Raw genomic sequence first — 11989 nt, 5'->3', positions numbered from 1 at the left:
TTCAGCTACGCTGTTTATCGATATTCTGTTTACGTTTTTTGAGCATTTTTTGTTGTACATTCAAGCTTGCTTTAACTAATTGCTCAATATCATCTTCAAGTATTTGGCTAAATTCAAGTTCACAGCGCCAATATGCGGTTTCGATGGCGTCATCTGTTGATACTGGGGTGCAGCTTTGTATTTGGCACAGACACAGCAGTGCCACTAATTCTGTATGCAAATAGATGTGGGTCTTAACGTATTCATTTACAACTAATGGACGTGAAGAAAGGATACTAATTCCACTGCCACCAAATTGATCACCTTTAAATAACTCACCATCTTGAACTTCTTTTTCCAACACGTGTTGCAATACTAAATCGACTTTACGCGATTGTAGCTTTAAAAAATCCACTACGGCTTTAGCATCATTGTCTAAATTGCGCAGTTGCAGTAAACAATTTGCTTCAAGACTTTTCACTTCGGTCAGTAGTTTTAACCCAACAGATTGCATGTCGCGGAGTTCATCATCTGTGGGTAAAGCTTGGTTTGCATCCCACGAAGTTAAGTACACATTAAAGTGGTGAGGCACACTAAAATAAGAATTGCTGTCAGGTATCAAGGTTTGCCTCTTTATTTATCACACTAATAGCCCTATTATCGTGCCCAACTTAATGATTTAGCAAGTCATACACGCTGGCTTGTTGTTTTCATATTCACATTTTGCCTGATTGTCTGACTTATACGCCCCAATAGGCGCACAGGATTAGTATTTTTTTATGAATTTAGGATTTTCTTTTTTTATTGGCTACCGTTACTGGCGAGCCCGAAAAGCGAATGCTTTTGCCTCTTTTATTACCTTCTTTGCGGTATCGGGTATTTTTTTAGGTGTTGCAGCATTGATTGTGGTCAGTTCAGTGATGAATGGACTCGAAGGCCAACTGAAAAATCGCATTTTAGGGGCTGTGCCACAAATGACCCTTATCAGTGATATGGGATTTAGGGATTGGCAACAAAGTAGCCAAAGCCTGTTGGCGGATAAATATTTACTACAAAATATTCGTGGCATTGTGCCTAGTGCGACCACTCAAGCCATGATCCAATCGAGCAGTAACATTCAAGCTATACAAATGTATGGGGTTTACCCAGAGCTTGAGCAATCATTGTCGAGCATTGCGGCTCATACTTATTCAGATGCTTTTTCAACGTTACAAGCTGGCAAGTATTCAATTGTGCTCGGCACTGATCTAGCTCGCAAATTAGACGTTAAAGCGGGCGATAAGGTTAGAGTGTTAAGCGGTGACGGGGTGGTCTATTCACCCATGGGCCCGGTGCCGAGTCAGCGCAAATTTACCGTTGCAGGTGTATTTGAAATGGGCTCGCAAGTCGATTCCAGTGTTGCCTATGTGCATTATAATGATGCGCGTAAATTGATGCGCCAAGACAGTAATACCATTAATGAATTACGGGTATATTTGAACGATCCATTTTCCGCGCCAGCGTTAGCACCCAAAGTGGTTGCTGGATTTGCTAAGCAAAATATCGACATTAAAACCCGTGATTGGCGCCAAGATTTTGGTCATTTATTTGCCGCCGTAAAAATGGAGAAAAATATGATGTCACTCATGCTCAGTTTAATTGTTGCCGTAGCGGCATTTAATATTGTGTCAGCATTGGTGATGATGGTGGTGGATAAAACAACTGATGTTGCGGTGCTAAAAACCCAAGGGTTAACGACCACTTCGGTGATGAATATTTTTATTGTGCAAGGCTCGCTTAATGCGATGCTGGGGTTAATGCTTGGCGCAATTGCGGGCATTGCGTTAACCCTTAACTTGAACGAAATATTAACCACTCTTGGTATTTCTATATTAGGTGTCGGTCAGACGCTACCGGTGGAATTGTCATTAGCGCAATTGAGTTTCATCATCTTAGGCACGTTATTGATTACTTTAATTGCCACTCTTTATCCAGCGTTGTCCGCCGCAAGGGTTCAACCTGCTACCGCTTTGAGATACGAATAATGAGCCAGACACAACAAGCGTTATTACAAGTTCAACACGTCAGTAAGCATTATCATGACGGTGAAGTGACCACTCAGGTATTATCGGGTGTTGATTTAACCGTTTATAAGGGTGAGCAGTTAGCCATTGTAGGCAGTTCTGGATCGGGTAAAAGTACACTTTTACATATCATGGGAACCTTAGACACGCCCACGTCTGGAACCGTGTTATTAGACGGCGAAGATTTATATCAATTGTCTAGTGCGCGTCAGGCACAAATACGTAATCAGGATTTGGGCTTTATCTATCAATTTCATCATTTATTGCCAGAGTTTACCGCGATTGAAAACGTGGCGATGCCAGCATTTATTCAAGGTAGAGATAAAACGCAAGCCTTGGTTGACGCCAAAAATTTACTTGAACGAGTGGGGTTAGGTCATCGTTTGCAGCATATCCCAGCACAATTGTCGGGTGGTGAGCGCCAACGAGTGGCGATTGCCAGAGCACTCATCAACAAACCAAAGTTAGTATTAGCCGATGAGCCTACAGGTAATTTGGATGCCAGCAGTGGTGATAACGTTTATGCGATGATCCGCGAGTTAGCACAGCAATTTGGTACGGCGTTCGTGGTGGTCACTCATGATCATAAATTAGCAGCCAAGATGGATCGTCAATTGACAATGAAAGACGGCATTTTGCAAGTTGTTGCTGCTTCATCTCCTGCAGGGCTAGCCGAATGAGTAAGTGGTTACCGTTAACAATTGGCTGGCGTTTCTTCCGTGCCAGGCAGTCTAATGGCTTTATCGGCTTTATCTCATTTGCATCAACTGCGGGTATTGCTTTAGGTGTGGGTGTACTGATTGTGGTGTTATCTGCCATGAATGGTTTTGAAAAAGAATTACAAGACCGGTTATTAGGCGTGGTGTCTCACGGCGAACTCGTCGGGGTTAACCAACCCATTGCCGATTGGCAAGATATAGCCAAAAGTGCTTCAAATATGCCGCAAATTACTGGTGTTGCCCCTTTTGTGCGCTTGCAAGGGTTAGTGCAAAAACCTGGCGGGTTTCAAGGGTTAATCGTCAACGGTATTGATATTAAACATGAATCTGACGTGTCCAGCATTGCTGATTATATGTCTGTCGATGCATGGCAGTCATTAAGCAGTGATGAAAATCATATCGTGCTTGGCCGCAGCTTATTAACTAAGTTGGGCTTGAAGGTAGGTGACACCTTGGCAATGTATACCCCAGATGCCAATAACAGTCAGTTAACGTCGGCCCAAAGCCATCGCTTTGTGGTGTCTGGCGTGTACGAGCTAGGTGGCGAAATTGAATCGACTCAAGCTTATGTGTCGCTTGATTATTTAGCCGATTTACTCGAGCTGGGTTCTGCCGTTTCTGGGGTACGAATTCAAGTCAATAATGTGTTTAATGCGGCGAGCATTACTCGTGATTTAGGTTTTGCCCAAGAGCAGTATTTATACATTAATGATTGGACTCGCACGCAAGGGCATTTATACCAAGATATTCAGCTGGTTCGTTTAGTGATGTATTTGGTGTTAGCGCTGGTTATTGCTGTGGCGTGTTTTAATATTGTGTCGACACTCGTTATGGCAGTGCGTGATAAAGCCTCTGAAATTGCTATTTTAATGACAATGGGCATCAGTCGTGGCGCTATAATGACCATATTTATGTTACAGGGTGCATTAAATGGGCTTATGGGGTGCACTATTGGCGGTGTGTTTGGCGTCGCTTTTGCCTATAACTTGAGCGCGATAGCAAATGGCTTTGAGCAATTTTTGGGTATTCAACTATTGGCGTCAGATATTTATTTTATCGACTTTTTACCGTCACAACTTCATGGTCAAGATGTGATAGTCGTTATTGTTATGGGATTGGTCATGAGCTTACTTGCGACTATTTACCCCGCATGGAAAGCCACTAAAATAGCACCAGCGACAGCATTAGCGGGCCGATAGTTTAGGTGCAGATGAACACTTGGTTGTAGCGCTTCATTCGGTTTTAGGGCTTAATTGGGTTGTAACATCGTCGCTTATTGAATTATCGAGCCAATGAGTGATAGCGTAAACAACCTGAGTTGAGCCATGGTGGTGTATGAGTATTTATACGTCATGTTTGCTAGTTAGCGAGTTAATTTGCAGCCTGTGTATGGCTTATAAGGATGTGTTATGTCTTGTAATCAATGCACTGATTCGGTTTTTAAACAGAAAATTGGCCGTTGTAAACGCTGTATGTGGCAGTTAACGGCTCTTAGCTTATTCACCTGGCCACTGTGGTGGTATTACTACGCCGATACGCCCAAGACGGTCGAGTCTATCGCGCTACTTTTCTTTGCTACTAGCTTTACCGGCTTACTGATTCTGCACTTGATGGTGTGGGCTTATCGAGCGGTTACAAAGCAACAATAACCAACATCCCTTTGCCGTATTATTAATAGATTATCGTCATAGGCATATGTTGAGCCACCCCATCGTTTATATTCACGGATGGCCAAGCCCAATGGCACAAATATAAATTAATATCCTTAGCTTATCAATAATTAAGGCCGCAGAAGCGGCCTTAATGGTTTTAAGTTGATCAATCTATTGATGGCTTACTAACCTTTACGCTTTTGCCATTTAAACAAAACTGAATAGCGCCACATACTTTTAATGACAATAAACCCAACTAGCGCACTGATAATGCCAAGAGCTAAGCAACCAACGAGAAAGGGTGGGCCGATGGTTGATACAGATGCTTCAATCCATGCCCAGCTGGCTTCAAACTGAAATGCTTGTGCTTTATGACCTAGGATTTTAGCGCCTAACAAGTAGGCACCATAAAACATTATAGGCATCGTCAGTGGATTTGTTATCCATACCAGCGCCACAGCAACCGGAAGGTTGACGTTAAATATAATGGCAAATCCAGCAGCAACGACCATTTGAAATGGCATTGGGATCCAAGCCACAAATAGCCCAACAGCAAAGGCTCCTGGCGCTGATTTGCGATTTAATACCCATAAATTAGGTTTGTGCAATAGTGTGCCAAACATCCGTAAATACTTATGTTCACGAAGTGTTTCTGGTTTTGGCATAAATCTTTGTATTAATTTTTTTGGCATATTTGTCGATTAATGTCTTAACTAATTCATTATGAATCGATTTATCTATGGCTTTTGCGCCTGTTCTTTATCAGCGATGTTATGGCCTTCGCTGGCACCAATATGGTGTTTGCCCATTCTATTCTTGGCTATGCTTCTTTGCCTTCGCAAAGGGCCGCTTATGGCTGGCTGTTTATTCGCCGTCATTTGGCTGAGCCTGTTGTTTCATTGTCTATATATGCATCAATATGCTGAAAAGTCGCAACAAATCGAGTTTAAGGCGCAGATAGTATCACTAGTTAGCCAAAACAGCGACTGGATTAGTTTTGATGTGCGCGTCATGGCAAAACCTTATCAAGACGCTTTTTTAGAGACGTTGTCGCTTAATAATGTGCAGCGATATTACCGATTAACATGGCAAAAGCCAGATAAAATTGTTGTTGGCCAAATATGGCAATTTAGTGCAAAGGTTAAAGGGATTTCGAGTATCCAAAATCAAGGTGGTTTTAACCAGCAAAAGTACTTTATTAGTAAACATATTGTCGCCAAAGGTCGTGTTAAGCAAGCTGAGTTGCTTAGTCACAGTGGATCGATACGTCAACAGATCATGGAAACATTATCGCCTTTATTGGCACACTTTTCTCAGGGCGATATTTTACAAGCGTTGATTTTTGGTGATAAAAGCGCGTTAACCTCTGAACGTTGGCAGCAGTTGCGGCAGACAGGGGCAGGGCATTTAGTCGCGATTTCAGGTTTACATCTGGCGGTGGTTTTCGGTTTATTCTATGGCATTTTGATTGGGGTAAGTCGTTATGTTTTCTCTTGGCAGCATTTGGCTAAAATCCAACTGGCAATGGTATTTGCGGCAGCATTTACCTTAGGTTATGGCTACTTATCTGGGTTTGCTATTGCCACTCAACGCGCATTGCTGATGCTATTTTTATTGATGATATTCAGCTTTATTAAACAATTTAGTCATCATTGGGATCGACTTGTATATGCATTGTTTTTTGTATTGTTGGTCGATCCTTTTGCGTCACTAGGTGCTGGGTTGTGGTTATCTTTTGGTGCATTGGTGATTATTTTATTGTCGGTGAAACCTGATTCGGTAGATCAACGTTCTAGCTTAGGCACTGCTCTTGTTAACCCAGACATTGAAGTTTCTAAGTTCACTTTGAGGGACAAATGTATTCAAAAAGCTATACAGCTTAAGGATAAAATTTTACATGGACTTATTATATTGTGGTCTATTCAATGGCGTTTAGCGCTGTTACTCGGTGTTTTGCAAGGGATATTATTTGGTGGCATTGCACCTCATAGTATCTGGTTGAATATGCTGCTGGTACCTTGGTTTAGTTTGGTGGTTATTCCATTAACCATGCTGAGCTTTTGCATTTGGTTGCTAGCGTTGTGCATCCTATGGTTGTTAGCGATTGATATTGTTTCATTGCAAAGCCTAAGCGTAATGATATTTCAGTGGGCTAATTTTAGTTTGGAGCCCTTTGCGTGGTTATTACAGTTGAGTGATCGCTTGCCGTTAAAACAACTGGTGTTAACCGAACAAGAGTTAGCTGCGGGAGTCTTTTTTGTTTTGGCGCTGATATTGTTGATGTTACGCGGTTATGTGCCGAGTCAGCGCAAGTGGGGTTATCGCGTTATAGTGTCAGTGCTTATGCTGCCAGTCATCATGAACAAGTTAGTGACTCATGAGATATTGTTATCGCCAGCGTCTTCGTTAGTTTCAACACCATGGCAGCTTCATGCCATCGATGTGGCTCAAGGAATGGCTGTGGTTTTACAGCAAGGGCAGCATGGGGTTATTTACGACACTGGCGCTGCATATGGCGAGTTCAGTTATGCTCAACGTGCGATATTGCCTTTTTTGGCCAGTAAGGGGATTCGTTATATTGATTATATTGTCGTGAGTCATGACGATAATGATCATGCTGGTGGATTAAACGTATTAGTCGAACAATTTCCGCAGGCGACATTAATTGCTGATTTTTCAGCGTCAGCGTTAACTGAATCATCACATAGCGTGCAAACTTGTGACGGTGAATTATTGTGGCGCGGTGTACAATTGAGTTTTATCCCAAATATTTTAAGCGCCAATAGTAATGATAATAACCGTTCCTGCGTGGTCAAATTGTTTGACGGTCAGTCAACGGTGTTGTTAACCGGAGACATTGAAGCTCCACGAGAGCAAGCACTTTTGGCGGTAAATGCAGATATTCAAGCCGATATTTTATTCGTTCCGCACCACGGTAGTCGAACCTCATCTACCCAAGCCTTTATTGATAGTGTTAACCCCCAATTAGCTATTTTTACCGCAGGTTTCTCTAATCAATATGGTTTTCCTAAACCGGATATTGTGGCGCGGTATCAACAACAAGGCAGTAAAATATTACAAACTGGCCATGTCGGCCAAATAAGCATCAACTTCACTGATGAAGGATACAAAGTGACCACTTATCGTCAGCAAATTGCCCCATTTTGGTATAACCGTTTGTTTAGATTTGGTGAGTCACTTAAAGCAGAGTAGAATGTTATTCATGTTTGCTAGTTAAGTATTGGATTCAATGTCAGCATCACCTAAAAATGAAATGTGGGTCGTTTTCAAACGTTTGATGGCCTATGTCGTACCGATGAAAGCCATGTTTATTATGGCTGTTCTAGGTCTTATTACTTATGGCGCTGTCGATGCAGCGTTTATCGCATTTATTAAGCCGTTTATTGATGAAGGTTTTAGTCAAACTCCAGCGATAGTCGCCGGTGTCGACTTACCAACGCACGGTGGCTTTAACGCCAATAAAGACATTATGTTAATGGCCCCAATAGCGGTTATTTTAATGTTTAGTTTACGTGGTGTGGCTAACTTTGTGTCGACCTATTGTGTGTCATACATGAGTGCTCAGCTCATTATGGATATGCGTCAACAAGTGTTTGAGCATTACCTACGTTTACCTGTGAGTTATATTGACCGTGAAAATAGCGGTAATTTGATTTCGCGCGTTACGTTTGATACCGAACAAATTGCTCGAGCATCAGGCAGTGCGTTAATTTCAATCGTCCGAGACAGCATGACGGCCATCGGTATGTTAGGCATTATGTTCTACTATTCGTGGAAATTGTCGTTATGCATTTTGGTGATAGGCCCCATCATGGGCGTGGTTATCAGTGTTGTCAGCAAACGCTTTCGCAAGGTTTCTAAGCAAATTCAATCTGCAATGGGCGGTGTAACCGCAACCACAGAGCAGATGATTAAGGGCCATAAAAACGTATTAGTGTTTGGTGGACAAAAAACTGAGGTTGAACGCTTTTTCCAAGTTAACGATCGTAACCGCTACCAAAACATGAAACTTGCGGTTGCGCAGTCAATCAGCCAGCCGCTCATTATGGTGATTGGTTCATTCGCATTGGCGTTTGTGTTGTATGCCGCTACTTGGGATAGCATGAGAACGGATTTAACCGCTGGTACTTTTGCTGCTATTTTAGGCGCCATGTTAGCCATGCTACAACCGATTAAAAACTTAACCCGTGTCAATGCGGAATTTCAGCGTGGTATTGCCGCTTGTACCACAGTATTTGAATTATTAGACACCCCACCAGAACCAGATAATGGTGCATTTAGTATCGATAGAGTTGAAGGTAAGTTGACCTTTGATAATGTGACATTTGCATATCCTGGCCAAGAAAAGTCTGCACTTAATGGGATTAATTTTGAAGTTAAGCCGGGTAAAACGGTTGCATTAGTAGGCCGTTCAGGCTCTGGTAAATCGACCATTGCCAGTTTGATTACTCGCTTTTATGGTAATTTATCAACCGGTGATATCCGTCTTGATGACACCAGTATTTATGATTACCAACTAAAATCACTGCGTAATCAAGTCGCTCTAGTGTCGCAACAAGTTACCTTGTTTAACGACACTATCGCCAATAACATTGCTTATGCTTATCCAGGTGAAGTGACTCGCGAACAAATTGTGCATGCAGCAGAATTAGCCTATGCCATGGAATTTATTGATACTTTACCTGAAGGTCTTGATACCCAAGTCGGCGAAAATGGCGTGTTGCTTTCAGGCGGCCAGCGCCAACGTATTGCCATTGCTCGCGCCATGTTACGTGATGCGCCAGTGTTAATTTTAGATGAAGCAACATCGGCATTAGATACTGAGTCGGAAAAAGCGATTCAAAAAGGCCTCGATAATCTTCGTCATAATCGCACCTCTATTGTGATTGCCCATCGCTTATCAACCATAGAAAGCGCTGATGAAATTTTGGTTATCGATCAAGGGAAAATTGTTGAACGCGGTAATCACAGTGAGTTAATTGCCCAAGCCGGTATTTACGCGAATCTTTACCAGATGCAGTTCAGTCAATAATGATTAGGTGGTTGTGATGCAACAGCTTATTCATCGCATTTGGTATCAAGGTCATCAAGCTAAATGGTTATTACTGCCGTTATCTGGGGTATTTTGGTTAATATCCACTATTAGGCGGTTACTGTTTAGTTGTGGGCTAAAACAAGCGCAAGTATTACCTGTCCCCGTAATCGTGGTGGGTAATATCACCGCGGGAGGCAGTGGTAAAACTCCAACAGTAATTTATTTAATTGAACTGTTACGCCAACATGGTTACAAGCCAGGTGTGATAAGCCGAGGCTATGGAGTTAATATCGATGGTGTTGTTGCTGTCAATCCTAATGCAAAAGCTAATGATGTAGGGGATGAACCTGCAATGATAGTGGCTCGTACTCAAGTACCTATGGTTGTCGGTGCCAAGAGAGTGAGCGCAGCGCATACATTATTAGCAGACTTTGATGTTGATGTGATTATTAGTGATGATGGCTTACAGCATTATGCCTTAGGCCGTGATATCGAAATTGCTTTAGTGGATGGTAAGCGTCGTTATGGCAATCACTGCTTGTTACCCGCAGGCCCTTTACGTGAAGGTTTGTGGCGGTTAAATTCAGTTGATTTTGTGATAAATAATGGCGGACCAGCTCAAACCGGTGAAGTGCTGATGGCACTAGAGCCCGCGCCGCTTTGTCAGGTTGACAATAACCTAGACGATAAGTTTAATCAGCAACATAGTGTCGTTGCTATGGCGGGTATTGGTAACCCGCAACGTTTTTTTAATAGTATTAGCCAGTTAGGCTATAAAGTAGTACAAACAGTTGAGTTCGCAGATCACCAAGCTTTTGACCCAAAGCAATTAAGTGACTTATCCGTACAGCATTCATTATTAATGACTGAAAAAGATGCGGTTAAATGTCGCGATTTTGCACAATCAAACTGGTGGTATTTACCTGTAAATGCGAAGCTTAACTCAGAATTTGATCACGCATTGTTGAGCCAATTACAGCAAGTGGCTCAAACTAAAAAAGGATTGTCTCATGGCATTTGATAAAAAATTACTCGAAATTGTGGCCTGCCCAGTATGTAAAGGCAAGCTAGATTACGACAAAGAGTCGCAACAACTGATCTGCAAGTTTGATAAATTAGCGTACCCTATTACCGAAGGTATTCCGGTATTGTTAGAAAATCGTGCTACAGCGTTAGTGACTGAATAACGGTTCGATGATGTGAAAAATGATTGAATGATTAAGCGCCCAAAAGGGCGCTTTTTTTGTTTGAGGAAAGCCATTATATTGAGCTGCAACATTTTTCTTATTCAGCTATCAACAGTTTGCTCTTAGCTCCGTTTATCTAATCATTTTTACCTTAGTCATTAATCATGGTCATTTATCGTGTGTGCTATTTAATGATGAATTGATCGGATATTCATACTGATTAATATCGATGGTAACCAAATGTATCTTTTGTGTTTTTAGTTTGTATACAAGCTATGTATGAAGTTTTTATATAAAGCTAATATTCTATCAAAAAGCACTAAAAATCATTGATTTAATTGAGTTCTATAAACGTTAGTAAGATAATTTAGTCATCAGTAATAGTGAGTCGATGACTAGGTTGTTTTATGGCTGAGAATGATAGTTTTCAACAACATGTGGCTAAGGTTTATCGTGAACACCGTGGCGAACGTGTAGTGCCTTTCGAATACAAAGGTAAGCGATATTGGTTGAAGCAAGTAGAGCATCTTGCAGGGGCGATGCGTTTATTAAAGCAAAACTCCACAGCTGCATTACATAAAGAAATTGGTGTATTAAATACGCTAAGTCATTTAGGTGCACCAGTGCCTGCGGTTGTCGATTTTGGTGACGGTTACATGGTTGTCGAAGACGCTGGAAGTACCATTAATCATCTGCTCGAGTGTACAAACCAAACCTTATGGCAACCCATTTTAAATGATGTCAGCGTAGCATTAGCGAAACTACACTCTATGCAGCTTGCTCATGGTCGTCCAGCCTTACGTGACATTAGCTGGCAAGCCGGTGAGGTTAAATTTATCGATTTTGAGGCGAATCAACAGCATAAATCAGTTGTCTCACAACAAATTCGAGATGTGTTGGTGTTTATCCATAGCTTATATCGCTATATTGGACCCAATAATAATGTGATTAATCAAGCTATTGCTTGTTATCGTTTAGCGGGTGGTGAAGCAATATGGCAAAAAGCCAAGCAATTTTTAGCTTCCTGGCAATGGTTATATTATTTCGCGAGACCTTTTCGAGATATTGGTGGAAAAGATTTGAAGCCAGTGTATTGGGTGTTGTGGCATTTCAGGCAAGCGCCTTTAACACTGGCATAGTGTCTGTAATACCTTTAACTACGTTGGTATTTTATACAAAAAGCTTGCCTAGACAGCAAGCTTTTTGTATGTAGACCGGCAGTGATCTTGATTGATATACCGAAATGGATTATCTAGTTAACCTGAGATCGGTTTAAGCCATAACAACAATAGCGCCAAACTCAGCATTCGTAATATTGAGTTGTGGCTTAGTT

11 protein-coding genes are annotated in these 11989 nt (G+C 41.8%); 9 read left to right on the top strand and 2 right to left on the bottom strand.

What is annotated here, in order from left to right; genetic code table 11:
- Position 1 precedes the first annotated feature (1 nt).
- Entirely contained in the window at positions 2 to 601 is a 600-nt protein-coding gene (locus tag AAEY99_RS11255) for a hypothetical protein (RefSeq protein ID WP_162023358.1), read from the bottom strand.
- A 157-nt stretch (positions 602 to 758) separates the two neighbouring features.
- Here AAEY99_RS11255 and AAEY99_RS11250 point away from each other — a divergent pair, with 157 nt between their 5' ends.
- The 4 genes from AAEY99_RS11250 to AAEY99_RS11235 all read left to right on the top strand — a co-directional run bounded on the left by AAEY99_RS11250 (position 759) and on the right by AAEY99_RS11235 (position 4410).
- Entirely contained in the window at positions 759 to 2003 is a 1245-nt protein-coding gene (locus AAEY99_RS11250) for a lipoprotein-releasing ABC transporter permease subunit (RefSeq protein WP_350978132.1), read from the top strand.
- On the top strand, positions 2003 to 2722 hold the full coding sequence (lolD, locus tag AAEY99_RS11245) for a lipoprotein-releasing ABC transporter ATP-binding protein LolD (RefSeq protein ID WP_351010533.1): 720 nt from the start codon (positions 2003 to 2005) through the stop codon (positions 2720 to 2722). Before AAEY99_RS11250 ends, lolD begins: the two co-directional genes overlap by 1 nt.
- Positions 2719 to 3960 (top strand): lipoprotein-releasing ABC transporter permease subunit LolE, encoded by a 1242-nt coding sequence (lolE, locus tag AAEY99_RS11240; protein ID WP_351010531.1) that lies wholly within the window; start codon positions 2719 to 2721, stop codon positions 3958 to 3960. Before lolD ends, lolE begins: the two co-directional genes overlap by 4 nt.
- Before the next feature lie 210 nt (positions 3961 to 4170).
- Positions 4171 to 4410 carry a DUF3624 domain-containing protein gene (locus tag AAEY99_RS11235; RefSeq protein WP_351010529.1) on the top strand — a complete coding sequence of 80 codons (240 nt, stop codon included), beginning with the start codon at positions 4171 to 4173 and terminating at the stop codon, positions 4408 to 4410.
- A gap of 188 nt (positions 4411 to 4598) precedes the next feature.
- On the opposite strand, the gene AAEY99_RS11230 is transcribed toward AAEY99_RS11235, so the two are convergent.
- Positions 4599 to 5105, bottom strand: coding sequence for a DUF2062 domain-containing protein (locus tag AAEY99_RS11230; RefSeq protein ID WP_101086854.1), 507 nt, complete (start codon positions 5103 to 5105; stop codon positions 4599 to 4601).
- 31 nt (positions 5106 to 5136) lie between these two features.
- Between AAEY99_RS11230 and AAEY99_RS11225 the strand changes: the two genes are divergently transcribed.
- The 5 genes from AAEY99_RS11225 to AAEY99_RS11205 all read left to right on the top strand — a co-directional run bounded on the left by AAEY99_RS11225 (position 5137) and on the right by AAEY99_RS11205 (position 11795).
- On the top strand, positions 5137 to 7626 hold the full coding sequence (locus AAEY99_RS11225; RefSeq protein WP_351010527.1) for a DNA internalization-related competence protein ComEC/Rec2: 2490 nt from the start codon (positions 5137 to 5139) through the stop codon (positions 7624 to 7626).
- Positions 7627 to 7663: 37 nt separating this feature from the next.
- The gene (gene msbA / locus AAEY99_RS11220; RefSeq protein ID WP_101086856.1) at positions 7664 to 9466 is read left to right on the top strand and encodes a lipid A export permease/ATP-binding protein MsbA; all 1803 of its coding nucleotides are present in this window, start codon (positions 7664 to 7666) and stop codon (positions 9464 to 9466) included.
- Positions 9467 to 9482: 16 nt separating this feature from the next.
- Positions 9483 to 10490 carry a tetraacyldisaccharide 4'-kinase gene (gene lpxK / locus AAEY99_RS11215; protein ID WP_351010526.1) on the top strand — a complete coding sequence of 336 codons (1008 nt, stop codon included), beginning with the start codon at positions 9483 to 9485 and terminating at the stop codon, positions 10488 to 10490.
- Positions 10480 to 10656, top strand: coding sequence for a Trm112 family protein (locus tag AAEY99_RS11210; protein ID WP_101086858.1), 177 nt, complete (start codon positions 10480 to 10482; stop codon positions 10654 to 10656). Before lpxK ends, AAEY99_RS11210 begins: the two co-directional genes overlap by 11 nt.
- 407 nt (positions 10657 to 11063) lie before the next feature.
- On the top strand, positions 11064 to 11795 hold the full coding sequence (locus AAEY99_RS11205) for a BUD32 family EKC/KEOPS complex subunit (protein ID WP_351010525.1): 732 nt from the start codon (positions 11064 to 11066) through the stop codon (positions 11793 to 11795).
- Positions 11796 to 11989 lie beyond the last annotated feature (194 nt).

This window comes from Shewanella sp. S1-58-MNA-CIBAN-0166 (genome assembly GCF_040310085.1).
GTDB lineage: Bacteria > Pseudomonadota > Gammaproteobacteria > Enterobacterales > Shewanellaceae > Shewanella.
The sequence above is the reverse complement of the archived record's forward strand: the minus strand, read 5'-3'. Positions and strand labels throughout refer to the sequence as shown.